Below are 22896 nucleotides of genomic sequence, written 5' to 3' on the forward strand. Positions count from 1 at the left end.
GAAGCGGGCGCGCCGTGCTTCCGCGGCCGTTTCAGGAGATCAGCGGTTGGCCTGCTCGAAGCGGCGCAGCAACTGGTTGCCGCGTTCCACGGCCGTATCCAGCGCGTCCTTCGCCGACTTGTCGCCAGCCCACACCGCTTCCAGTTCCTCGTCGATGATGCCGCGGATCTGGTCGAAGCTGCCCAGCCGCAGGCCCTTCGAGTTGGCCGTCGGCGCCTTGCCGGTCATCTGGATGACGGCGATGTCCGTGCCCGGATTGGCCTCGTAGAAGCCGGACGCCTTGGTCGTGTCGAAGGCGGCATAGGTGATCGGCAGATAGCCGGTGTCCTGGTGCCACTTGGCCTGGATTTCGGCCGACGACAGGAAGTTCAGGAACTCGGCAACGCCGGCATATTCCTCGGCCTTGTGGCCGGCCATCACCCACAGCGAAGCGCCGCCGATGATCGTGTTGAGCGGCGCGGCCTCGACCGAAGCCCAGTACGGCAGCGGGCGGATCTCGAAGGCGAACTGCGCCTCGGCCTTCACGCCGGCATAGCCGGCCGAGGATTCGGTGAACAGCGCGCATTCGCCGGCGCGGAAGCGGGCACCGCTTTCGTTGCGACGACCGGCATAGATGAACTTGCCGTCCTTGGCCCACTGGCCCATCGCCTCGATATGGGCAACCTGAACGGGACCGTTGAAGGTCAGTTCGGTGTCGGTGCCGGCGAAACCGTTCTCCTTGGTGGCGAACGGAGCGTCATGATAGGCCGACAGGGTCTCCAGATGCACCCAGCTCTGCCAGGCGGTCGTCAGCGGGCAGGCCGCACCGGCAGCCTTCAGCGTGTCCAGCACCTCGCCGACCTTTTCCCAGGTGGTGAGGTCGACGTCCGGGGCGATCCCGGCCGCCTGCAGGGCGTCACTGTTGACGTAGAGAACCGGGGTCGAGGAGTTGTAGGGGAACGACAGCATCTCGCCGGCAGTGGTGGTGTAGTAGCCGGCGACGGAGGCGAGATAGGCGCTCTGGTCCATCGGCTTGCCGGCCTCGGCCATCAGCTCGTAGACCGGCTTGATGGCGCCCTTGGCGGCCATCATCGTGGCGGTGCCGATTTCGAAGACCTGAAGGATGTGCGGCTGCTCGCCGGCGCGGAAGGCGGCAATGCCGGCATTCAGCGCCTCGGAATAGTTGCCCTTGTGCGAGGCGACGACGACATAGTCGCTCTGCGAGGCGTTGAACTTCTCGACCTGCTCGTTCAGCAGATCGGCGAGTCGGCCGGTAAAGGCATGCCACCACTGGATCTCGGTGGCGGCGAAGGACGCGGTGGTGCTGCCGGCAAGCATCGTTGCGGCGACCAGACCGGCCAGGGTCTTGCGATAAGCCATGTTTTGCTCTCCCAAAGCTCGGGCAACCGGCCCGACATGCGGTTCTGGCCAACACGGCTTCCGGCATGGAAGGCGCGTTGAACGAAACTCTCCGCATTTCGTATTTGTTTCATATGAACGCCTTATGTCGCTCACATGAACATTAAGCGACACTTCCATGACGGACGCAAGAGCCCGTTTGCACGTATGGAATCGCAGATCCGCCCCGTTCCCCCAGCGACTGCGGACAAGGCGGTCAAACTCCTGTCATGCGCGGGGTCAAGGCCGCTGTCAGGCCCTTTGCCGGCGGAACGAAGTCGGCTCGCCACGTCAACCGGACGGCGGCGTTTTCCCCGTTCCTTTCGTGGAAATCCTGCTGCCCGGGTTTTGCGCTTCCCCCCTCCTTCCGCCTCCGCTAGGAACAAGGGCTGAGAAGGGAAAACAGGCGTCATGAAGGCTACCGTTCCGGCGAACGACACCAGCGCCGCATCGATGCGCGTTGCCCCGCACAATGCGGAGGCCGAGCGCCAGCTTCTGGGCGCCATCATCGTCAACAACGAGACCTATTACCGTGTCTCCGACTTTCTCGAGCCGGACCACTTCTTCATCGCCCCGCACCGGGAGATCTACGAGAAAGCCGGCCAGCTCATCCGTGCCGGTAAGGTCGCCTCGCCGATCACGCTGAAGACCTTCTTCCCGCAGGACGCCCGCATCGCCGATATGTCGGCGGCGCAATACATCCTGCGGCTCGCCGCCGACGCCGCCTCCGTCATCAATGCGGAAGACTACGGCCGGGCGATCTACGACCTCGCCATCCGCCGGAACCTCATCCGCATCGGCGAGGACATGGTCAACATCGCCTTCGACGCGCCGATCGACATGCCGCCGGCAGCCCAGATCGACGATGCCGAGCGGCGCCTGTTCGAACTGGCGGAAAAGGGTCGCACGGATACCGGCTTCGTCTCCTTCGGCGATGCGCTGACCGCCACCATCGAAATGGCGGCCGCCGCCTTCCAACGCGAGGGCGCGCTGTCGGGCATCGCCAGCGGGTTGCGCGATCTCGACGCGCTGATGGGCGGGCTCCAGCCCTCCGACCTCATCGTGCTCGCCGGCCGCCCGGCCATGGGCAAGACCTCGCTCGCCACCAACATCGCCTACAATGTCGCCGAGGCCTACATGGCCGAGGAACAGCCGGACGGCTCGATGAAGACCGTCAATGGCGGCGTCGTCGGCTTCTTCTCGCTGGAAATGTCGGCCGAGCAGCTCGCAACCCGTATCATTTCCGAGCAGACCGAAATTTCCTCCTCGAAGATCCGCCGCGGCGACATTTCCGAGCACGACTTCGAAAAACTGGCCGCCGCCGCCCAGACCATGCAGCTCGTCCCGCTGCATGTGGACCAGACCGGCGGCATTTCCATCGCCCAGCTCGTGGCCCGCGCCCGCCGCCTCAAGCGCCAGCGCGGCCTCGACCTGCTGATCGTCGACTATATCCAGCTCCTCACCGGCTCGCAGAAGAACAGCGGCAACCGCGTCCAGGAGATCACCGAGATCACCACCGGGCTGAAGGCGCTGGCGAAGGAGCTGCATGTGCCGATCATCGCGCTCTCCCAGCTCTCCCGCCAGGTGGAATCGCGCGACGACAAGCGCCCCATCCTGTCGGACCTGCGCGAATCCGGCTCGATCGAGCAGGACGCCGACGTGGTGCTCTTCGTGTTCCGCGAGGAGTATTACCTGGGCAAGACGATGCCGGAGGAAGGCACCGAGGACTTCGTCAAGTGGGAGGAGAAGCTTGACAGGGTGCGCAACCGGGCCGAAGTGATCATTGCCAAGCAGCGTCACGGCCCGACCGGCACAGTGAACCTGCACTTCCAGGGCGAGTTCACCCGCTTCTCCGACCTCGCCGATCCGGACCGATTCCCCGAGCCGCATTGACGCGGCCAGAGCCTGGACCAGGGATGTGACCGAGACCCACTCCGGCGCCAGCGCCACCGATCCCGGCGACAACGGCCGCATCACCGTCGACCTCGCCGCGCTTGCCACCAACTGGCGCCGGCTCGCCGGACAGCTCGACGAGGGCACGGCCTGTGGCGCCGCCGTCAAGGCCGATTGCTACGGCCTCGGCGATGCGCCATGCCTGCAGGCGCTGTGGATCGCCGGCTGCCGCAGCTACTTCGTCGCAACGCCGCAGGAAGGCGCGAGCGTTCGCCGCCACCTGCCCGACGCCGTGATCCATGTGCTCAACGGGCTCTATCCCGGCGCAGCGAGCTTCTACGCCGCCAACGGCCTGCGCCCCTGCCTCGGCTCTCCGGACGAGGTCGCCGAATGGCGGGCGGCAGGCGCGCCCGGCCCTGCCGCGCTCCATGTCGACACCGGCATCAGCCGTCTCGGACTGACGGCGGAGGAAGCCGAGGCGGTGGCCGGCGGCCCGCCGCTCGACCTCGCGCTGATCATGTCGCATCTTGCCTGCGCCGATGTGCCGGGCAACCCGATGAACCAGGCGCAGCTCGCCCGGTTCCGCGCTCTTGCCGATCTCTTTCCCGGCGTTCCTCGCTCGCTCGCCAATTCCGCCGGCATCTTCCTCGGCCCCGACTTCCATTTCGAGCTCGCCCGCCCCGGCATCGCCCTCTATGGCGGCCAGGCCTCGGCGCTGGAGGAAAGCCGGCTCGATCCCGTCGTCACGCTGGAGGCGCGCATCCTGCAGGTCCACACGCTGCGCAAGGGCGGCGCGATCGGCTATGGCGCGACCTTTATCGCCCCCCGCGACATGCGTGTCGCCATGGTCGCCGCCGGCTATGCGGACGGGTTCCTGCGCGCGGCCGGCTCCACCGACACAAAGACAGGTGCCGAAGCCTGGCTTGCCGGCCATCGCCTGCCGGCACTCGGCCGCATCTCGATGGACATGAGCGCCTTCGATGTCAGCGAGGTTCCGGAAGGGATCGCCGTCCGCGGGGCCTTCGTCGAACTGTTCGGCCGCAATGTCGCGGTCGACGACACGGCGGCCCGTGCCGGCACCATCGGCTACGAACTGTTGACATCGCTCGGGCCCCGCTTCGCCCGCCACTATGTCGGCACGCCCTCCGACAGCGGGACCCCTGCCTGATGGCCAAGCGCGGCACCGCCTATGTCTGCCAGTCCTGCGGAGCGGTCACGTCCAAATGGGCCGGCCGCTGCGAGAGCTGCGGCGAGTGGAACACGCTGGTCGAGGAGCGCAGCGGCGGCGGGGTCGGCGGCTCGCCGACGGCAGCAAGCCGCAAGCGCGGCCGCGTCGTGCCTCTTGTCGGCCTTGCCGGGGAGAGCGACACGCCGCCGCGCGTCGAGACCCGGGTGGGCGAACTCGACCGGGTCACCGGCGGCGGCTTCGTGCGCGGTTCGGCGCTACTCGTCGGTGGCGATCCGGGCATCGGCAAATCGACATTGCTGATCCAGGCCGCCGCCCGGATCGCCCGTCTCGGTCACCGCGCCGTCTACATCTCCGGCGAGGAGGCGATCGACCAGGTGCGCCTGCGTGCCGCCCGCCTCGGCCTGTCCGATGCGCCTGTCGGCCTGGCGGCGGAGACCAGCGTCGAGGACATCCTCGCCACTCTTACCAGCGGGCCGCCGCCGGCCATCGTCATCATCGATTCGATCCAGACCCTGTGGTCGGAGATGGTCGATTCGCCGCCCGGCACTGTTACCCAGGTCCGCGCCTCCGCCCAGGCGTTGGTCCGCTATGCCAAGTCGAGCGGGGCGACGGTGATTCTCGTCGGCCATGTCACCAAGGACGGCCAGATCGCCGGCCCCCGCGTCGTCGAGCATATGGTCGACGCCGTGCTCTATTTCGAGGGCGACGGCGCCCACCAGTACCGCATCCTGCGCTCGGTGAAGAACCGCTTCGGCGCCACCGACGAGATCGGTGTCTTCGAGATGACCGACAAGGGGCTGGCCGAGGTCGCCAATCCCTCGGCGCTTTTTCTCGGCGAACGCTCGGGCCGCACGCCCGGATCCGCCGTGTTCGCAGGGCTGGAGGGTACCCGCCCGCTCCTGATCGAGATCCAGGCGCTGGTCGCCCCCTCGCCGCTCGGCACCCCTCGGCGGGCCGTCATCGGCTGGGACAGCGCCCGCCTTTCGATGATCCTTGCGGTGCTGGAGGCGCGCTGCGGTGTGCGCTTCGCCCAGAACGACGTCTATCTCAACGTTGCCGGCGGCTTGCGGGTCAACGAGACGGCCGCCGATCTTGCCGTTGCCGCAGCGCTCATCTCCTCTCTCAGCGGGGTTGCCCTTCCCGCCGATTGCGTCTATTTCGGCGAGGTCAGCCTCTCGGGGGCGGTCCGCGCGGTTTCGCAGGCGCAAAGCCGCCTCAAGGAAGCCCGCAAGCTCGGCTTCACCTCGGCCTTCGTGCCGGAATCGAATGCCGGAGACGGTGCGAGCGAGGGCGGCCCGGTGACGGGGCTGAGCGAGCTTGCGGATCTGGTCGCCCAGGTGGCGGCGCGATCCGCGGGCGCCTCCGAGCGGGACTAGGTCCGGCCCGGACGAGACCCGGCAGCCGGCAGCGCCCGATCGCTGCACGCGCCGGGCAAGGCAGTAAACACCGCGGCCGACCCACGCGGAGAACTGGGTCGACAGGGCGTCTAGCGACGCGATCAGGGACCAGGCCGAGCGATGCCGATCACGCTTCTCGACGGAATCCTTCTCGTCATCATGTTCCTGTCGGCCATTCTGGCCATGATCCGCGGCTTCGTCCGCGAGGTCCTGTCCATCGCCTCGTGGATCGCGGCGGCCGTTGCCGCCTTCTACCTGCACGGGCACGTCGTTCCCTTCGTGCGCCAGTACATCAACAACGACAACGTGGCGCTCGGCGTCGCCGCCGCCGCCGTGTTCCTGCTGACGCTGATCATTGTCAGCTACATCACGATGCGCATTTCCGACTTCGTGCTGGACAGCCGCATCGGCGCGCTCGACCGCACGCTCGGCTTCGTCTTCGGCGCGCTGCGCGGGCTGCTGCTGGTCGTCGTCGCGATGATGTTCTTCAACTGGTTCGTGCCGCAGGACCAGCCGGCCTGGATCGCCACGGCCAAGTCGAAGCCGGTGCTCGACACGATCGGCACCCGGCTCGTCAACGCCCTGCCGGAAAGCCCCGAGAACACCATCCTCAACCGCATCCGCAACCGGCCCGAAACCGCCCCGGCCGGCCCGCAGGACGCCCCGCCGGCCGACGCGCCTGCGACCGAGGATCAGGGCTATACCGACAGCGAGCGCCGCAGCATCGAGCAGTTGACGACCTCGGGTTCGTCCACCAACTAAGGCGCATCCGCTCAAAACGGATCGCACCATATGACCGAGTTTCCCTGTGCCACGGACGGACCGCAAGCCGGTGCCGTCCCTGGCGCGTTTTGAAGGCCCGTTGCGCAACCGCCCCGCAGCGCACGGGCAACCAGGAGCCAAGGCCATGGCCTACGCCGATAATCAGACCGCCCCCGATCACGCTGCAAGCCCTAACCGCGACACCGCCAGGGATTTCTGGCGCGAGGAGATCGAAGGCGACCGCCTTCACGAGGAATGCGGCGTGTTCGGCATTCTCGGCCATGACGATGCCGCCGCGATCACCGCGCTCGGCCTGCACGCCCTGCAGCACCGCGGCCAGGAAGCTGCCGGCATCGTCACCTTCGACGGCAACCAGTTCCGCTCCGAGCGTCATCTCGGTCTCGTTGGCGACCACTTCTCCGATGCCGAAACGATCCGTCGCCTGACGGGTCCCTACGCGATCGGCCATGTGCGCTACTCGACCTCCGGCGAGACCATCCTGCGCAACGTCCAGCCGCTCTTCGCCGAACTTGACGGGGGCGGCATCGCCGTCTGCCACAACGGCCACTTCACCAATGCGATGACGCTCCGGCGCAAGCTCATCAAGGACGGCGCGATCTGCCAGTCGACCTCCGATTCGGAAGTCGTGCTGCAGCTCGTCGCCCGCTCGCGCAAGGACAAGATCGTCGACCGCTTCATCGATGCCATCATGCAGATGGAAGGCGCCTTCTCGCTGGTCGCACTGACCCGCAAGAAGCTGATCGGCGCCCGCGACCCGTTCGGCATCCGCCCGCTCGTGCTCGGCGACCTCAACGGCGCGCCGATCTTCGCCTCGGAGACCTGCGCGCTCGACATCATCGGCGCCAAGTTCATCCGCGAGGTCGAGAACGGCGAGGTGATCGTCTGCACTCCCGGCGGCATCGAGAGCTTCTTCCCCTTCGGCCGCCGCCCGGCCCGGCCTTGCATCTTCGAATACATCTATTTCTCGCGCCCCGATTCGATCCTCGGCGGGCGCAGCGTCTACGATGTGCGCAAGGAGTTCGGCCGTCAGCTCGCCCTGGAAACCGCGGTCGAGGCGGACGTCATCGTCCCCATTCCGGATTCGGGCGTTCCGGCGGCGCTCGGCTTCGCCGATGCGTCCGGCATTCCCTTCGAGCTCGGCATCATCCGCAACCACTATGTCGGTCGCACCTTCATCGAGCCGACCCAGCAGATCCGCACCCTTGGCGTCAAGCTGAAGCACTCCGCCAACCGCGCCCAGATCGAGGGCAAGCGCGTCGTGCTGGTCGACGACAGCCTGGTGCGCGGCACCACCTCGCTGAAGATCGTGCAGATGATCCGCGACGCCGGCGCCCGCGAGGTGCACTTCCGTCTCGCCTCGCCGCCGATCCGCTTCTCCGACTATTACGGCATCGACACGCCGGTGCGCGAAAAGCTGCTGGCGGCGAAATACAGCCTCGACGAGATGCGCAACTATATCGGCGCCGACACGCTCGCCTTCCTCTCCGTCGACGGCATCTACAAGGCGATCGGCTATGAGGGGCGCAACAACGAGGCGCCGCAGTTCACCGACCATTGCTTCACCGGCGATTATCCGACGCCGCTCACCGACATGGCGCAGGACGGGGATCTCACCCACATGCCTCGCCTCGTCGAAGTAGGATGACAGGCAGCACATGACCAAACGCTTCGAGGGACGGGTTGCCGTCGTCACCGGCGCCTCGCGCGGCATCGGCTATTTCACCGCCAAGGCGCTGGCGGCCGAGGGGGCGCATGTGATCGCGCTCGCCCGCACGGTCGGCGGACTTGAGGAACTGGATGACGAGATCCGCTCCACCGGCGGCCAGGCGACGCTGGTGCCGGTCGATCTGACCGACTACGACGCCCTCGACCGGCTCGGCGCGGCCATCCACGAACGCTGGGGCAAGCTCGACGTCCTCATCGGCAATGCCGGCATCCTTGGCGGCCTGTCGCCGCTCGGCCACGTCACCCCGCGCATCTGGGACAAGGTGATGGCGATCAACGTCACCGCCAACTGGCGGCTGCTCCGCTCGTTCGACCCCTTGCTGCGCCAGTCGGATGCCGGGCGCGTGCTGTTCCTGTCTTCCGGCGCCGCCCACAAGTGCAAGGCCTATTGGGGGCCCTATTCCGTCTCCAAGGCCGCCCTGGAAGCGCTGGTGCGCACCTATGTCGCCGAGACCGCCCAGACGCCGATCACCGGCATGCTGGTCAATCCCGGTCCCGTGCGCACCGCCATGCGGGCCGAGGCGATGCCGGGCGAGGATCCGCAGACCCTGCCGCATCCTTCGGAACTTGCCCCAGCGCTGCTCGATTTCGTGGCACCGGACAACACCGCCAACGGCAAGCTGTTCGATTTTCCGTCCAGACAGTTGCGGGACTTTGTTCAAGTCGCCTCGTAACGTGAGCCGACGGCCCTCAACCCTGGAAAACTGTCAAGACTGACAAGGTCTCCGACCTGAATCGAAAAGCCCTGCGTCTGACGCAGGGCTTTTTCCGTTCCGGTGGCTTACCTTCGCAAGTCCCGGCTTACGGCGCGTCGTCCTTGTCGCTCTCGCCGAGATGATCGAGGTCGGTCTCCTCGTCATCGTCGCCCTTGTCCGCTCCGGCAGCGCCCTCCACGACAGGCTCCGCCTTGCGATAGCGCTGATACCAGTGCCAGGCGAAGGGGATCGACACCAGATAGGCCGCCGCCCCCAGGGCCAGCATCTCGAACGGATAGCTCACCAGCAGGGCCACCAGGAACACGGCGGCCACAAAAAGCGGCAGCACCAGATCGCGGCGCACCCGGGTGCCCAGCTTCTTGCCGGAGAAGGTCGGCAATCTGCTGACCATCAGCAGCGCAATCGCCACCACATAGAGCGCCACGGCCGGAGCCAGTTCCGGCCAGTGCGGCAGGATGCCGACGAATTCGAGATAGACGGGGAACAGCACGCTCAAGGCGCCGGCCGGCGCCGGCACGCCGGTGAAGAAGTTCACCGCCCAGGCCGGTTTGTTCGGATCGTCGATCGACACGTTGAAGCGCGCCAACCGCAGGGCGGCGGAGATCGAGAAGATCAGCGCCGCAATCCAACCGATCGAACTCACCTCCTGCAGCAGCCACGAATAGAGGATCAGGGCCGGAGCGACGCCGAAATTGACGAAATCGGCGAGGGAATCGAGCTCGGCGCCGAACTTCGACGTGCCCTTGAGCAGCCGTGCCACCCGTCCGTCCAGCGCATCCAGCACCGCTGCGATGACGATGGCGCCGATGGCATAGTCCCAGCGCTCCTCCAGCGCCATGCGGATGGCGGTGAGGCCGGAACACAGGGCGAGCAGGGTCACCAGGTTGGGCAGGATCAGGCGCAGCGGCACCCGGCGGAACCGCGGGGCACGGCCACGCCGGCGGCGTGTCGGACCGGGATCGTAAGGGGCGAAGGGACCTGTCATCTGCGACTGCTCGCTCAACTGACGCGGGTCAGGACGGTGCCGCGCGTCTCGGCGCCAAGTTCCGCAACAACGGTCTCGCCGCCCACCATGGTCTGGCCGACAGCCACCTTCACGCCGGCGTTGTCCGGCAGGTAGACGTCGAGACGCGAGCCGAAACGGATCAGTCCAAACCGCTCACCCGCGCCGATGTTCTCGCCCTCGCGCACGAAGCAGACGATGCGCCGCGCCACGAGGCCAGCGATCTGCACCACGCCGATCCGGGTCTCGCCGCTCTCGATGACCAGGCCGTTGCGTTCGTTCTCCTCGCTCGCCTTGTCGGATTCGGCATTGAGGAAGCTGCCGGCACGATAGGCGACGCGGGTGATGCGGCCACCATAGGGGGCACGGTTCACGTGGCAGTTGAAGACATTCATGAAGATGCAGACGCGCATCATCGGCTCGCTGCCGAGATCCAGTTCCGGCGGCGGCACCGCCTGCCCCACCTGGCAGACCACTCCGTCGGCGGGCGAGACGACGATGTCGTCGTCGATCGGCGTCACCCGCTGCGGATCGCGGAAGAAATAGGCGACCCAGGCGGTCAGGATCAGGCCGACCCAGAACACCGGAGAGGAAAACCAGCCGATGATCAGCGTCGCCGCGCCGGCTCCGGCAACAAAGGGCCAGCCCTCACGGTGGATGGGGACGAAGGTCTTGGTGATCGTATCGGTCAGCGACATGAGCGGTTCCGTTTGTGGCGGCCCGTCGCGGAAGGCATATCCCGCAGACAGGGCGAACCCGCCCCTTGTGCACCGGAGCGGGCCGGAAAATCAATCCATGCCGGCGTCAACGCCTCATTGAGGCGGCCTTCTCCCCCTATTCCGCCGGCCCTATTCCGCCAGCACGTCCTCGCCGGCGCGCGCGCCCCGGACGACGAAGCCGTCGCTGTCGGCGGTTGCCGCCCGCAGCCGCTCCTCCGCCTCGCTCGCCTCCTGCTGACGCGCCCACATCGAGGCATAGAGCCCCTCCCCGGCCAGCAGGTCCTGGTGACGTCCGCGCTCGACGATACGCCCCTTTTCCAGCACCAGGATCTCATCGGCATTGACCACGGTCGACAGCCGATGCGCGATCACCAGGGTCGTGCGGTTGCGCGAGACCTGGTCGAGCGCGGCCTGGATTTCCCGTTCCGTGTGCGTATCGAGCGCAGAGGTCGCCTCGTCGAGGATCAGGATCGGCGGCGCCTTCAGGATCGTGCGGGCGATCGCCACGCGCTGCTTCTCGCCGCCCGACAGCTTCAGCCCGCGTTCGCCCACCTCCGTGCGATAGCCGTCCGGCAATGCCTCGATGAAGCCCGCGATCTGCGCCATGCGGGCCGCCTCGCGTATGTCCGCCTCACTCGCCCCGGGCCGGCCGTAGCGGATATTGTAGGCGATCGTGTCGTTGAACAGCACCGTGTCCTGCGGAACCATGCCGGTCGCCCGGCGCAGGCTCTCCTGCGTCACGTCCCGCACGTCCTGTCCGTCGATGGTGATGCGCCCGCCACTGACGTCGTAGAAGCGGAACAGCAGCCGCGAGATGGTCGACTTGCCGGCCCCCGAGGGCCCGACGATGGCGACCGTCCGCCCGGCCGGAACCTCGAAGCTGATGCCCTTCAGGATCGGCCGGTTGGCATCGTAGTGGAAGGTCACATCCTCGAAGCGCACGGTGCCACCCGCGACGGCGAGCGGCGCTGCGCCCGGCCGGTCGGTGATCTCCGCCGGCTGACCGAGCAGTTGAAACATCGACTCCAGGTCGGCAAGGCCCTGGCGGATCTCGCGATAGAGAAACCCGATGAAGTTGAGCGGGATCGACAGTTGCAGCAGCAGCGCGTTGATCATCACGAAGTCGCCCAGCGTCTGCGTGCCGGCCATCACCGCGCGCGCCGACATCACCATGCAGATCGCGGTGGCGACGCCGAGGATCACCGCCTGGCCGAAGTTGAGCCAGGCCAGCGAGGTCCAGGTCCGGGTCGCCGCCCGCTCGTAGCCGGCCATCGACCGGTCGAAGCGTTCCGCCTCCATCTGCTCGTTGCCGAAATACTTCACCGTCTCGAAATTCAGCAGGCTGTCGATCGCCTTGGAATTCGCCTCCGTGTCGTTGTCGTTCATCTCCCGGCGGATGGCGATGCGCCAGTTCGAGGTATGCACCGTGAACCAGGTGTAGGCGACGATCATCACCGCAACGACGGCGACATAGATCCAGCCGAACTGGTACCAGATCACCGCCGCCATCACGCCGAATTCCATCACGGTGGGGATGCCGTTGAGGATGGTGAAGCGAACGATGTTCTCGATGCCCTTGACGCCGCGCTCGATCACCCGCGACAGGCCGCCGGTGCGCCGGGCGAGATGAAAGCGCAGCGACAGCGCGTGCAGGTGGCGGAAGGTCAGGAACGCGAGTTGCCGCACCGCGTGCTGGCCGACACGGGCGAACAGCGCGTCGCGAAGCTGGTTGAAGCCGACGAACAGCACCCGCGCGACATTGTAGGCGATCACCAGCATCACCGGCGCCACCAGCCAGGCCGGCAGCACATCGAGGCCGAGCGTGCCGCCGGCTGCCGACGGATCGCCCTGCTGCAGGGTCAGCGCATCGGTCGCCCATTTGAAGAAATAGGGCGAGAGCACCGTGACGATCTTCGCCACCACCAGCGCCAGCACGGCCAGGGCGACCCGCGCCTTCAGGTCGGGACGGTCGGAGGGCCAGATATAGGGCCAGAGCTGGCCGAGGGTGCGGAAGGTGGAGACCTCGTCCGCCGATATGCGCGGGGCGGGGCCGGAAACGCCGGAGCGGCGGCTGGTCATTCCGTGTCCTTTCGACAGGCTCCCATGCGTGCGGCGCGGCCGCCCGCCTCTTCCGGCTCGCCGCAGCAGGCGGCGGCGAAGAGCCCGGCCACCGCGCCCTCCACCAGCGCACGGGCGCCGGCGGTCAGACGGTAGTGGCAGCAGCGGCCGTTTTCTTCCGCCTCGATCAGCTCCGCCTCGCGCAGGATGGCGAGATGCTGCGAGACGGTCGACTGCGCCAGCGGCAGGCCGCGCACGATGTCGCCGCAAAAGGCGCCGGAGCAGGCGGCGAGCGAGGAGACGATCTCCACCCGCACCGGATGCGCCAGGGCCTTGAAGATGCGGGCGAGACGCTCGCTCTCGACGGCGGCGGCGGGATAGCGTGCCGGCCCGTTGCGGAGCTTGGCGGCGGCGCGGCTTTGCATGGGATGCCCAATCATCGTTATTTACCGATGAATGGGTTCTAGCTCTCCCCACCGCTTCCGGCAAGCGGCATCGGGGTTTTTCTCGATCCGCGGCAGGCCAGGAAGAACCTGTCAGCCGCGCGAGCGCTCGTGCCGCAGGATCGTGTCGGTGGTGAAGATCGCCAGCGACACCCAGATCAGAGCGAAGGTCGCAAGCCTGACCGGCTCGACCTCCTCGCCATACACATAGATCGCCAGCACGAACTGGATGCTGGGGGCGATGTACTGCATCAGCCCGACCGCCGTCAGGGACAGCCGCCTTGCGCCGGCGGCAAACAGTGCCAGCGGCACCGCCGTCACCACGCCCGTGCCGATCAGCAGCAGGAACAGGCCCGGCCGGTCCACCGGCAGCACGTCGGCCATCGCCGCCCCGCCCCCGGCAATGCCCGCATAGACCAGATAGGCAAAGGCCAGCGGCGCCAGCACGATCGCCTCGACCATCAGCCCCGGCGAGGCGCCGACCGCCACCGTCTTGCGCAAGTAGCCATAGGCGCCGAAGGAAAAGGCCAGCGCCATCGACACCCAGGGAAATCCGCCCAGCGCCACCGCCTGCACCGCCACCGCGACGACGGCAAGCGCGATGGCGATCGACTGCCAGCGGCTCAGCGTCTCCTTCAGCACGATCAGGCCGAGAGCGACCGAGACCAGCGGATTGGCGAAATAGCCGAAGCTCACTTCCAGGATGCGGCCGCGCTCCACCGCCCAGATGAACACCAGCCAGTTGATCGAGATCACCGAGGCGGACAAGGCCAGCTTCGACAGGGTCGCCGGGTCGCGCAGGATCGCCCCGACCTCGCCGAGCCGCCCGCGCAGCCCCAGGAAGATCGCCAGGAACAGCACCGACCACAGGATCCGGTGGGCGACCACCAGATCCGCCGGGATCGCCGCCGTCCACTTGTAATAGGCCGGCAGGAAGCCCCACAGCAGGAACGCAGAGAGGGCGAAGGCAAGCCCGAGGCGCCGCTCGGCATCGGCCGCCGCGGCTGTCGGTTGGGAGGTCATGATCGCGTGGTCCGCTGGGCTGCGAGGCTGCCTGTCAGAGCCCGGCCTTCAGCAGCGTGTAGGTGTGGGAATCGATAAGCGCCTGGAACGACGCATCGACGATATTGCCCGAAACGCCGATCGTGAACCAGCGTTTGTGCGTCTTCCTGTTGTGGCTCTCGATCAGCACGCGTGTCACCGCATCCGTGCCGCCATTGAGGATCCGCACCTTGAAGTCGGTCAGCTCCATCTCGTCGACGACCGACTGGTAGCGGCCGAGATCCTTGCGCAGGGCCGTGTCGAGCGCATTGACCGGGCCGTTGCCCTCGCCCACCGACATGTGCACCTCGCCGTCGATGTCGATCTTCACCACCGCCTCGGAAACGGTGACGAGTTCGCCGATGGCATTGAAGCGCCGCTCCACCATCACCCGGAACGACAGCACGTCGAAATAGCGCGGCACCTCGCCGAGCCGCCGGCGCGCCAGCAGCTCGAAGGAGGCATCCGCCGCTTCATAGGCATAGCCCTGCGCCTCGCGCTCCTTGACGTCGGCCAGCAGCGCATCGAGCCGCGGGTCGGCCTTGTCGACGGCGATGCCGAGCCGGGCGAGTTCGCCGATCAGGTTCGACTTGCCGGCCTGGTCGGAGACCAGCACCCGGCGCCGGTTGCCGACGCTTTCCGGCGGCACATGCTCATAGGTCTCCGGCTCCTTCAGGATCGCCGAGGCATGGATGCCGGCCTTGGTGGCGAAAGCACTCTCGCCGACGTAAGGGGCGTGCCGGTCGGGGGAGCGGTTGATGATCTCGTCGAAGGCGCGCGAAATCGCCGTGATCTCGGCCAGCGCCCCCTGGCTGACCCCGAGCTCGAACGTCTCCCGATAGGGCGCCTTCAGCATCAGGGTTGGCACCAGGGTGATCAGGTTGGCATTGCCGCAGCGCTCGCCGATGCCGTTGAGCGTGCCCTGGATCTGGCGCACGCCGGCCGCGACAGCCGCCAGCGAATTGGCGACCGCATGCCCCGTGTCGTCATGGGCGTGGATGCCCAGATGCGCGCCCGGCACATGCTTGGCAACCGCCGCGACGATCTCCATGACCTCCTGCGGCAGCGTTCCGCCATTGGTGTCGCACAGCACCACCCAGCGCGCGCCGGCCTCATAGGCGGTCTTCGCACAGGCCAGCGCATAGTCGGGATTGGCCTTGTAGCCGTCGAAGAAATGCTCGCAGTCGATCATCGCCTCGCGGCCGCTCGCGGCCACCGCCTGCACGCTCTCGCGGATCGAGGCGAGATTCTCTTCGTTGCTGCAGCCCAGCGCCACGCGCACATGATAGTCCCAGCTCTTGGCAACGAGGCACACCGCCTCCGCCGCCGAGCCGAGCAGCATCTGCAGCCCCGGATCGTTGGCGGCCGAGCGCCCTGCCCGCTTGGTCATGCCGAAGGCGGTGAAGGTCGCACCCGCGGTGCGCTTGACCTCGAAGAAGGCCGTGTCGGTCGGATTGGCGCCCGGATAGCCGCCTTCCACATAGTCGACGCCCAGCCGGTCCAGCAGTTCGGCAATCACGATCTTCTCCTCCACCGAGAAGTCGATGCCGGCCGTCTGCGCTCCGTCGCGCAGCGTCGTGTCGAACAGGTAGAGGCGTTCGCGGGTCATGGTCTGGTCCTTGGGTCGCCGGCCTTTGCGGCCGGTCTTCGTGGATGGGGGCCGGCACCTGGCCGGTCAGGCTTTCCCGGGGTTGCGTGGCAGGTGGGAGGGAGCGTTCGACCAGGCGTCCTGCGGCCACTCGGCGGGCGGCCAGCTTTCGGTCTCATGGTCGGGATGCTGGTTGGAGCGGATCGAGGCGAGGAAGGAGGCCGCCTCCAGGTCGTCGAGCGTATCGCGCCGCGGCAGCGCCGAAACCGTATCGACGTAAGGCAGCTTCGCCTCGACGCCGAACTGGATCGTCGGGACGATCTCCTCCGGATGATCGAAGGCGCCGATGGCCAGCGCCAGCTTGTCGTCCGGCTCCTCATAGGTGAGCGGCGTCCCGCAGGACGGGCAGAAGCCGCGCGTCACATGGTTGGAGGAGCGGAAATGCGCCGGCTCCCCCCGCGTCCATGTCAGTTGCGGCCGCTCGACCGCGACCAGGGGCGCGTAGAAGCCGCCAAACGCCTTCTGGCACATTCGGCAATGGCAGACGGAGGCCGTGCCCAGCGCGCCCTCGACCCGAAAGCGGATCGCCCCGCACTGGCATCCGCCGGTATGAATGACCGCGTCAGTCATCTGCTGTCTCCTCTTCGGCTCCGCCGGCATCTCCCCCTCAAGGGGGGAGACTGGCGCGTGGGTCCAGCATGAGACTTTTCAACGAGTCTTGAGCGAGATGCCACGATCATTGCGCCAGTTCCCAGGTCGTCACGCGCTTGCCGGTCGCCGGGTCCTTGCCGTCCTTCAGCAGGACGCCGGCATCGGCCAGCTCCGCGCGAATGCGGTCGGCCTCGCCCCAGTCCTTCGCCTCGATAAAGGCGAGCCGCTCGGCGATGCGCGCGTCCACCTTCGCCACCAGGTCCGGATCAGCCGCCGCTTCCTGCGCCGCTTCCACCGCCGCACGGATTTCGGCAAGGTCGAAGCCGAGAAAACCGAGCGCATCGGCAAGCGCCTGAGCGGCGGCCGCATCCCCGCCGCGTGCCTCGCGGGCAAGCCCATGCAGGGCGGCGATCGCGCGCGGCGTGTTGAGATCGTCGCACAGCGCCTCGATCAGCGCCTCCGGCGGCCGCGCCTCCGCTGCCGGCTGCACGCCCGCCCGGGTGATCAGCTCGTCCCAGCGCTGCAGCAGCCCTTCGGCCTCCTCCAGCGCCTTCTCGGTGAAGTCGAGTGGCTGGCGGTACTGGGTCATCAACAGCACCAGGCGGATCGCCATGCCCGGCCAGGTGCGCCCGCCCACCTTCTCCGTCTGCAGCAGGTCGTGCAGGGTGATGAAGTTGCCGAGCGATTTCGACATCTTCTCGCCTTCCACCTGCAGGAAGCCGTTATGCAGCCAGTAGCGCGCCATCAGCTTGGTGCCATGGGCGCAGCAGGACTGGGCGATCTCGTTCTCGTGATGCGGGAAGATCAGATCTAGCCCGCCGCCATGGATGTCGAAGACGGGGCCGAGGTGATGGGCGCTCATCACCGAGCATTCGATGTGCCAGCCCGGACGCCCGCGCCCCCACGGGCTGTCCCAGCCCGGCTCCTCGTCGGACGAGAGCTTCCACAACACGAAGTCGCCGGGGTTCTTCTTGTGGGCGTCGACCGCGATCCGCGCGCCCGCCTTCTGATCCTCCAGATTGCGCTTGGAGAGTTCGCCATAGGCCGGCATCGAGCCGGTATCGAACAGCACCTCGCCTTCCGCCTCGTAGGCATGGCCCTTGGCGATCAGCGTGCCGATCATCTCGATCATCCCGCCGATATGGGCGGTGGCGCGCGGCTCGTGGCTGGGCGGGAGGCAGCCCAGCGCCTTCACGTCGGCATGGAACTGGTCGGCAGTCTTCCGCGTCACCCGCGCGATGGCCTCGTTCAGCGGCAGCTCGGGATAGTCGCGCAGCGCCCGCGCGTTGATCTTGTCGTCCACGTCGGTGATGTTGCGCACATAGGTGACATGGGCGTCTCCATAGAGATGCCGCAGCAGGCGGAACAGCACGTCGAACACCACGACGGGCCTGGCGTTGCCGATATGGGCGTAGTCGTAGACCGTCGGCCCGCACACATACATGCGCACGTTCCCGGCGTCCTCCGGCTCGAAGTCCTCCTTCGCCCGGGTCAGCGTGTTGGTCAGTTTCAATCGATGAGCGGACAGCATGATCGGTCGTCTCCTGGCCGGCTGGCCGGGGCGTCCGTCTCATCTCCCTTGTCGGAGAGCTTCGCGCATGAGGGGAACGGCCACAGCCAGCTTTGTCGCTAGCTGCAAATAATGAGAATCGAAATGATCTTCCGATGGGCCGTGTGCATGGCAAGTGTTCTGACCGGTTTGCCCTGCCCGGTCAAGCGGCAATAGACGTCTTCGCGCGCTCCGGCAGGGCTTTTTACTGGCGTTCGCCGCGTGTCCTGCATCACACTGGCGTTGAGGAGGCTGCGTCATATTAGGGCTGCGGCTCCGCCGTATGACGGGGGCCATATGTGGGAGAATGTGATGAGCCCGATCGCCAGTGAAACCCGGTTCCGGCCGGGTGTTTTTGCGCGCCTTGCCCTTGCCGGCACCGCGCTTGCCATGACCGCCCTGCTGACGAGCGCCGCGACCCCGGCGCGTGCCCAGTCGACCCTGCCGGTGGAAAGCACCTCGATCGTCGTTGGCGAGGCGCATTTGCCGACCGACCCGCTCGCCATGGCGATCGCCCGTGAGCTTTCGGTCAACACCACCGTGATGCTCGACGCGGCGATCAATGCCGGCAGCGAGGACGAGTTGGAACTCGGCATCCAGGGCTTTTACCAGGGCCGGGTGTTCCAGCCGCTCTGGGTCAGCGAGCAGGGGCTCAACCCGCATGGCGAGATGCTGCTCGCGGCCTTCGAGCGGGCAGGCGAGCATGCCCTCGATCCGCAGGACTATGCGCCCGACCGGCTGCGCGACCTCGCCGGTGCGGCGCGAGACACCGCCGCCCTCGCCGAACTGGAAGTGGCGATCTCCAACACCTTCGTGATCTATGCCAATCACCTGACTGCCGGCCGGGTCAAGCCCAACGAGGTCAACCGCTCGCTCAACCTCTTCCCCAAGGCGCCCGATCCGTCCGTCGTGCTGGAATATGTCGAGAGCTCCGAGGACTTCGCCACGGCGATCGACGGCCTCTCTCCCAACACGCCCAATTATGCCCGACTGAAGACCGCGCTCGCCGACTATCGGGCAAAGGAAGCCGCCGGCGGCTTCACCCCGGTCCCCGAGGGCGAGACCCTCAAGCCCGGCATGACCGACGCGCGACTCGACACTCTGCGCCAGCGCCTCGCGGAGCAGGACCTGTTTTCACCCGGCAGCCATTCCGGCGCCGTCTATGACGGGGCGCTGGTCGAGGCGGTGAAACTGTTCCAGGAGCGCCACGGGCTGGAGGTCGACGGCATCATCGGCAAGGCGACGCTCGCCGAGATCAACGTGCCGATCTCGACGCGCATCGGGCAGATGGAGCTCAACATGGAGCGCCGGCGCTGGATGCCGGACGATCTCGGGCCCCGCTATGTCTTCGTCAACCTCGCCGACCAGAACCTCAAAGTGGTGGAGGACGACAAGACCGTCCACACCACCCGCGTGGTCGTCGGCAAGCCCTTTCATGCCACGCCGGTCTTCTCCGACGAGATGACCTATGCGGAGGTGAACCCCTACTGGACGGTGCCCTATTCCATCGCCACGACGGAATACCTGCCGATGCTGCAGCGCGACCCCGGTGCCTTGCAGGGCAAAAACATCCGCGTCTTCTCCGGCAACCGCGAGATCGATCCCTGGTCGGTCGCCTGGAGTTCCTACAGCCGCGCCAGCTTCCCCTTCACCCTGCGCCAGGATCCGGGCGAGGGAAACGCGCTCGGGCGCATCAAGTTCATGTTCCCGAACAAGTTCAACATCTACATCCACGACACGCCGTCGAAGTCGCTGTTCTCCCGCGCCCAGCGCTCGTTCAGCCATGGCTGCATCCGCGCCGAGGCCCCGTTCGACCTCGGCGAGGCGCTGCTTGGCCCCGACGGCTGGACCAAGGCCAAGCTGGAGACGGTGCGCGACAGCGGCGAACGGCGGGTGATCAAGCTGTCGAAGCCGCTGCCCGTCCACCTCACCTATCTGACCGCCTGGGTAAACAAGGACGGCTCGGTGCATTTCCGCAGCGATATCTATGAGCGCGACAAGGTGCTGGCCAAGGCGATTGCCCAGCTCCGTCCGGCCAATCTGTAGCGGCGGCGTTCGCCCGCCCCTCGCAGGACCGACCAAGGCAAACTCAAGGCGTCGCCCACCGGGCGGCGCCTTTACCAATCTGAACGGCGCATAAAGGCGCGCCTCAGCACGGGTTCACTCGCCCCACTGCATGATCGGCACAGTTCAAGGCCAGAGTATTCAAGGCCCAGCGTATCGGAGCCCGTGCCATGCAGACGACCTTCTCGACCCGTTCTTCCAGCGCCCGCAGCGCCGTCCTCCGCCAGATCGTCGCCGCCTCGCTGTTCGGCGCGCTGATGCTGGCGCCTGTCGCGGGCTTCGTTCTCGCCACCGACTTCACCGCGCGCGGCAACGACCGGATCGCCCTCAGCACCCAGGGCGCGAACACCTATCCCCTGTGCCGCGCTGGAGAAATCGGCTGCGTCACACATCAGTCGGGTCGAAGCCTGACTTTTAGCAATCGCTGATATCTTGCACTGAAGGAATTGTTCCCGTCTAATGTCGCGACTTCGAATTGCAGACGATAGGGATTCCCCTTAAGGGAATTCCAGTATCGTTGCGGCTCGAAGCCGGTGTGTCGCGCAGGTGCGGTATCGGGACCGCCCCTTGCCCCCATCGGCATTCGGGAAGGAAAGACATGATCGACGCGCTTCAGGAACGGGCTGAGGACGCGGCGAGTTTTCTCAAGATGCTCGCCTCCGCTCCCCGCCTCATGCTGTTGTGCCACATGGCCAATGGCGAAACCAATGTCGGCCAGCTTGCCGAACTTACCGGCATGCGCATGCCGACCGTCTCCCAGCAGCTAGCGCTGCTGCGGGCCCAGGGACTGGTGCGCACGCGCCGCGAGGGCACCACGATCTACTACACGCTGGACAGCGAGATTGCGCAGGACGTGCTGTCGCTGCTGGAGAAGCATTTCTGCCCGCCGGAGACGACCGCGCGGGCACGCAGGCGGCTGGAGACTGCGGGCGCCGGCTGACGGCGCCGCAGACGTCTTACCGCCGGGCCCGCCCTTTCCCCTTACCTCGACAGCCAGTCGGCGCAGCGCGGCGCCTCCGCCTCGCCCCAGGGCATGATCGGCACGGTCGAGGTCGAGTTCTTCGGGCTGCCCTCGATGATCTTGTCGGAATAGACGAGATAGACCAGCACGTTGCGCTTGGTGTCGCAGCCCCGCACGATCCGCATCTTCTTGAACAGGAACGAGCGGCGCTGGCGGAACATCTCCTCGCCCTGCTCGAATTTGGCCTTGAAGGTCACCGGCCCGACCTGGCGACAGGCCAGCGAGATATCGGAGACTTCCTCCGCGACCCCGAGCCAGCCCGAGACGCCGCCCTTTTCCGGCACGGTGAAATGGCAGGCGACGCCGTCGACCAGCGGATCGTCCACCGCATAGGTCGCCAGCTTGTGGTCGGGCGTCAGGAACTTCCACACCGTCGACTTCTTGAAGATCAGGTCCGGCTCGTCGGCGGAAACAGCCGGCTGCGCCAGCGCCGCCAGCGCGGTCACGGCAAGAACGGCGGCACGCAGGAAGGATTGCATCGTCTCGATCTCCAGATCTGTCCGACCGGCATATGGGAGCCGCCGCTCCCGGCCGCAAGCTCGCTCACCTCAGATCAGGAGCTTGCCCACGTGCACGACCGCCACCAGCGGCGACGGCGTCGAGAACAGCAGAAGAGCGGCAAGGCTGAGCAGGCCCAGCCCCAGAGAGGCCGCGGCCAGCCGCCTCTCCCCGGCGCGCGCCGCAAGACGCCAGCACGCGCCGTGGGTCAGCACGACAAGCAGCCCCAGCAGCGCTGTGATCAGCAGGCCGTCGCCATGCAGAAGGCCGGCGCGAAACGCCAGCATCGGCGCGAATGCGCCCGCCAGCGGCAACAGCAGCACATGATTGAGGACAAGCCAGACCAGCGCCGGACTCTGCGGCTTGGGTGCCGCCGGCGCGCTGTCCGTCTGCCGTGCCGCCCTGCCCTTCCGTCCTGCCGCCTTCGCCATCCTGCCTGCCATCCTTTCGCGATTTCCTGCCGGGTCATCTGCCCGCGCATGCGTCTGACTGCCACGCCGCGTCGCCGGCCGCAAGCAGGACCGGCGCAACCCTGTGTCGCACCTTGCCGGCCCTTTCCCGATCGTTACAATCGCAATCACCTCCGCGGGGCGCATCGCAGCGGCCCGTCGCGCCTCCCCTGCAACCGCTGAAAGCGAGCCCTCGATGCGCAACGACGACAGGCCTCTCGAGCTGGAGGGCTTTCTGCCCTATCGGCTCAATGTGCTGGCCGAGACGGTCAGCCAGTCGCTGGCCGGCATCTATCGCCGGCGCTATGCGATCAGCGTCCCGGAATGGCGCGTCATGGCGACCCTCGGCCAGTTCGGCACGATGACGGCCAAGGAGATCGGCGAACACAGCCGCATGCACAAGACCAAGGTGTCGCGCGCGGTCGCCAGCCTCGAGCAGCGCCGCCTGATCCTGCGCACCCCCAACACCCGCGACATGCGCGAGAGCATCCTGCAGCTTACCGATGCCGGTACCGATGCCTATCGCAAGCTGGTGCCGGAGGCGCGCCGTTTCTCCGACGCCTTGCTCGCGCCCCTCGATCCGTCCGACAGGGAGGTGTTCGACAAGGTGCTGGACCAGCTCGCCAGGCGCGCGCAGGACCTGAGCCTTCACCTGCAGCGCGACGACCCGCCCGCCGCCGGTTAGGCGTGAATTTACTAAAAGTCGAGCATTTCCTTGTGCCGGGGCGGAGC

The 22896-nt window shown here is 67.0% G+C and carries 21 protein-coding genes; 10 read left to right on the forward strand and 11 right to left on the reverse strand.

The genetic code is table 11. The features are described 5' to 3' along the window. Positions 1-39: 39 nt before the first annotated feature. Positions 40-1359, reverse strand: a complete 1320-nt coding sequence (ugpB, locus tag P2PM1_RS00730; protein ID WP_208985151.1) for a sn-glycerol-3-phosphate ABC transporter substrate-binding protein UgpB — start codon at positions 1357-1359, stop codon at positions 40-42. Between the two features lie 429 nt (positions 1360-1788). Between ugpB and P2PM1_RS00735 the strand changes: the two genes are divergently transcribed. The 6 genes from P2PM1_RS00735 to P2PM1_RS00760 all read left to right on the forward strand — a co-directional run bounded on the left by P2PM1_RS00735 (position 1789) and on the right by P2PM1_RS00760 (position 9038). Continuing rightward, positions 1789-3270, forward strand: a complete 1482-nt coding sequence (locus P2PM1_RS00735; RefSeq protein ID WP_186389386.1) for a replicative DNA helicase — start codon at positions 1789-1791, stop codon at positions 3268-3270. A 25-nt stretch (positions 3271-3295) separates the two neighbouring features. After that, positions 3296-4438 carry an alanine racemase gene (alr, locus tag P2PM1_RS00740; RefSeq protein ID WP_186397834.1) on the forward strand — a complete coding sequence of 381 codons (1143 nt, stop codon included), beginning with the start codon at positions 3296-3298 and terminating at the stop codon, positions 4436-4438. Next, entirely contained in the window at positions 4438-5835 is a 1398-nt protein-coding gene (gene radA / locus P2PM1_RS00745; RefSeq protein ID WP_186397835.1) for a DNA repair protein RadA, read from the forward strand. Before alr ends, radA begins: the two co-directional genes overlap by 1 nt. Before the next feature lie 141 nt (positions 5836-5976). Further along, complete coding sequence (locus tag P2PM1_RS00750) at positions 5977-6618, forward strand: CvpA family protein (protein ID WP_186389383.1); 642 nt, start codon at positions 5977-5979, stop codon at positions 6616-6618. Between the two features lie 145 nt (positions 6619-6763). Next, positions 6764-8284, forward strand: coding sequence for an amidophosphoribosyltransferase (gene purF, locus P2PM1_RS00755; RefSeq protein WP_186394228.1), 1521 nt, complete (start codon positions 6764-6766; stop codon positions 8282-8284). 10 nt (positions 8285-8294) lie between these two features. Next, positions 8295-9038, forward strand: a complete 744-nt coding sequence (locus P2PM1_RS00760) for an SDR family NAD(P)-dependent oxidoreductase (RefSeq protein WP_186389381.1) — start codon at positions 8295-8297, stop codon at positions 9036-9038. Between the two features lie 127 nt (positions 9039-9165). Here the strand turns inward: P2PM1_RS00760 and pssA are convergent, their stop codons facing one another. From pssA to cysS, 8 genes are all read right to left on the reverse strand, one after another. Further along, entirely contained in the window at positions 9166-10065 is a 900-nt protein-coding gene (pssA, locus tag P2PM1_RS00765; RefSeq protein ID WP_186389380.1) for a CDP-diacylglycerol--serine O-phosphatidyltransferase, read from the reverse strand. 14 nt (positions 10066-10079) lie between these two features. Next, on the reverse strand, positions 10080-10781 hold the full coding sequence (locus P2PM1_RS00770; RefSeq protein WP_186397836.1) for a phosphatidylserine decarboxylase: 702 nt from the start codon (positions 10779-10781) through the stop codon (positions 10080-10082). 150 nt (positions 10782-10931) lie between these two features. Further along, positions 10932-12881 carry an ABC transporter ATP-binding protein/permease gene (locus tag P2PM1_RS00775; protein ID WP_186397837.1) on the reverse strand — a complete coding sequence of 650 codons (1950 nt, stop codon included), beginning with the start codon at positions 12879-12881 and terminating at the stop codon, positions 10932-10934. Next, a complete protein-coding gene (locus P2PM1_RS00780) occupies positions 12878-13285 on the reverse strand; it encodes a helix-turn-helix transcriptional regulator (protein ID WP_186389377.1) in 408 nt (135 codons plus the stop codon). Before P2PM1_RS00780 ends, P2PM1_RS00775 begins: the two co-directional genes overlap by 4 nt. 111 nt (positions 13286-13396) lie before the next feature. Continuing rightward, positions 13397-14326 (reverse strand): EamA family transporter RarD, encoded by a 930-nt coding sequence (gene rarD, locus P2PM1_RS00785; protein ID WP_186389376.1) that lies wholly within the window; start codon positions 14324-14326, stop codon positions 13397-13399. Between the two features lie 34 nt (positions 14327-14360). After that, positions 14361-15953 (reverse strand): citramalate synthase, encoded by a 1593-nt coding sequence (gene cimA, locus P2PM1_RS00790; RefSeq protein WP_186389375.1) that lies wholly within the window; start codon positions 15951-15953, stop codon positions 14361-14363. 66 nt (positions 15954-16019) lie between these two features. Continuing rightward, the gene (locus P2PM1_RS00795; RefSeq protein WP_371636244.1) at positions 16020-16562 is read right to left on the reverse strand and encodes a GFA family protein; all 543 of its coding nucleotides are present in this window, start codon (positions 16560-16562) and stop codon (positions 16020-16022) included. Positions 16563-16668: 106 nt separating this feature from the next. Continuing rightward, on the reverse strand, positions 16669-18114 hold the full coding sequence (gene cysS / locus P2PM1_RS00800) for a cysteine--tRNA ligase (RefSeq protein WP_186397839.1): 1446 nt from the start codon (positions 18112-18114) through the stop codon (positions 16669-16671). 330 nt (positions 18115-18444) lie between these two features. Here cysS and P2PM1_RS00805 point away from each other — a divergent pair, with 330 nt between their 5' ends. The 3 genes from P2PM1_RS00805 to P2PM1_RS00815 all read left to right on the forward strand — a co-directional run bounded on the left by P2PM1_RS00805 (position 18445) and on the right by P2PM1_RS00815 (position 21136). Continuing rightward, positions 18445-20178 (forward strand): murein L,D-transpeptidase, encoded by a 1734-nt coding sequence (locus P2PM1_RS00805; protein WP_208985152.1) that lies wholly within the window; start codon positions 18445-18447, stop codon positions 20176-20178. Positions 20179-20366: 188 nt separating this feature from the next. Then, entirely contained in the window at positions 20367-20624 is a 258-nt protein-coding gene (locus P2PM1_RS00810; RefSeq protein ID WP_186397840.1) for a hypothetical protein, read from the forward strand. Positions 20625-20794: 170 nt separating this feature from the next. Then, positions 20795-21136, forward strand: coding sequence for a helix-turn-helix transcriptional regulator (locus P2PM1_RS00815; protein ID WP_186389371.1), 342 nt, complete (start codon positions 20795-20797; stop codon positions 21134-21136). Between the two features lie 41 nt (positions 21137-21177). On the opposite strand, the gene P2PM1_RS00820 is transcribed toward P2PM1_RS00815, so the two are convergent. Together P2PM1_RS00820 and P2PM1_RS00825 are read right to left on the reverse strand one after the other, a co-directional pair. Continuing rightward, the gene (locus tag P2PM1_RS00820; RefSeq protein WP_186397509.1) at positions 21178-21696 is read right to left on the reverse strand and encodes a CreA family protein; all 519 of its coding nucleotides are present in this window, start codon (positions 21694-21696) and stop codon (positions 21178-21180) included. Between the two features lie 69 nt (positions 21697-21765). Continuing rightward, positions 21766-22146, reverse strand: a complete 381-nt coding sequence (locus P2PM1_RS00825) for a hypothetical protein (RefSeq protein WP_186389369.1) — start codon at positions 22144-22146, stop codon at positions 21766-21768. 214 nt (positions 22147-22360) lie between these two features. Between P2PM1_RS00825 and P2PM1_RS00830 the strand changes: the two genes are divergently transcribed. Further along, positions 22361-22849 (forward strand): MarR family winged helix-turn-helix transcriptional regulator, encoded by a 489-nt coding sequence (locus tag P2PM1_RS00830; protein ID WP_186389368.1) that lies wholly within the window; start codon positions 22361-22363, stop codon positions 22847-22849. Positions 22850-22896: the final 47 nt, after the last annotated feature.

Source organism: Stappia sp. P2PMeth1 (genome assembly GCF_900185735.1).
Lineage (GTDB): Bacteria > Pseudomonadota > Alphaproteobacteria > Rhizobiales > Stappiaceae > Stappia.

What these genes read in the sequence shown, in the direction of transcription:
- P2PM1_RS00825 (WP_186389369.1), bottom strand. Translation starts at nt 22,146, where the DNA reads ATGGCGAAGGCGGCAGGACGGAAGGGCAGGGCGGCACGGCAGACGGAC.
- P2PM1_RS00735 (WP_186389386.1), top strand. Translation starts at nt 1,789, where the DNA reads ATGAAGGCTACCGTTCCGGCGAACGACACCAGCGCCGCATCGATGCGC.
- cysS (WP_186397839.1), bottom strand. Translation starts at nt 18,114, where the DNA reads ATGCTGTCCGCTCATCGATTGAAACTGACCAACACGCTGACCCGGGCG.
- P2PM1_RS00775 (WP_186397837.1), bottom strand. Translation starts at nt 12,881, where the DNA reads ATGACCAGCCGCCGCTCCGGCGTTTCCGGCCCCGCCCCGCGCATATCG.
- ugpB (WP_208985151.1), bottom strand. Translation starts at nt 1,359, where the DNA reads ATGGCTTATCGCAAGACCCTGGCCGGTCTGGTCGCCGCAACGATGCTT.
- purF (WP_186394228.1), top strand. Translation starts at nt 6,764, where the DNA reads ATGGCCTACGCCGATAATCAGACCGCCCCCGATCACGCTGCAAGCCCT.
- pssA (WP_186389380.1), bottom strand. Translation starts at nt 10,065, where the DNA reads ATGACAGGTCCCTTCGCCCCTTACGATCCCGGTCCGACACGCCGCCGG.
- P2PM1_RS00805 (WP_208985152.1), top strand. Translation starts at nt 18,445, where the DNA reads ATGAGCCCGATCGCCAGTGAAACCCGGTTCCGGCCGGGTGTTTTTGCG.
- P2PM1_RS00750 (WP_186389383.1), top strand. Translation starts at nt 5,977, where the DNA reads ATGCCGATCACGCTTCTCGACGGAATCCTTCTCGTCATCATGTTCCTG.
- P2PM1_RS00780 (WP_186389377.1), bottom strand. Translation starts at nt 13,285, where the DNA reads ATGCAAAGCCGCGCCGCCGCCAAGCTCCGCAACGGGCCGGCACGCTAT.
- P2PM1_RS00770 (WP_186397836.1), bottom strand. Translation starts at nt 10,781, where the DNA reads ATGTCGCTGACCGATACGATCACCAAGACCTTCGTCCCCATCCACCGT.
- cimA (WP_186389375.1), bottom strand. Translation starts at nt 15,953, where the DNA reads ATGACCCGCGAACGCCTCTACCTGTTCGACACGACGCTGCGCGACGGA.
- P2PM1_RS00810 (WP_186397840.1), top strand. Translation starts at nt 20,367, where the DNA reads ATGCAGACGACCTTCTCGACCCGTTCTTCCAGCGCCCGCAGCGCCGTC.
- radA (WP_186397835.1), top strand. Translation starts at nt 4,438, where the DNA reads ATGGCCAAGCGCGGCACCGCCTATGTCTGCCAGTCCTGCGGAGCGGTC.
- P2PM1_RS00815 (WP_186389371.1), top strand. Translation starts at nt 20,795, where the DNA reads ATGATCGACGCGCTTCAGGAACGGGCTGAGGACGCGGCGAGTTTTCTC.
- rarD (WP_186389376.1), bottom strand. Translation starts at nt 14,326, where the DNA reads ATGACCTCCCAACCGACAGCCGCGGCGGCCGATGCCGAGCGGCGCCTC.
- P2PM1_RS00760 (WP_186389381.1), top strand. Translation starts at nt 8,295, where the DNA reads ATGACCAAACGCTTCGAGGGACGGGTTGCCGTCGTCACCGGCGCCTCG.
- P2PM1_RS00820 (WP_186397509.1), bottom strand. Translation starts at nt 21,696, where the DNA reads ATGCAATCCTTCCTGCGTGCCGCCGTTCTTGCCGTGACCGCGCTGGCG.
- P2PM1_RS00830 (WP_186389368.1), top strand. Translation starts at nt 22,361, where the DNA reads ATGCGCAACGACGACAGGCCTCTCGAGCTGGAGGGCTTTCTGCCCTAT.
- P2PM1_RS00795 (WP_371636244.1), bottom strand. Translation starts at nt 16,562, where the DNA reads ATGACTGACGCGGTCATTCATACCGGCGGATGCCAGTGCGGGGCGATC.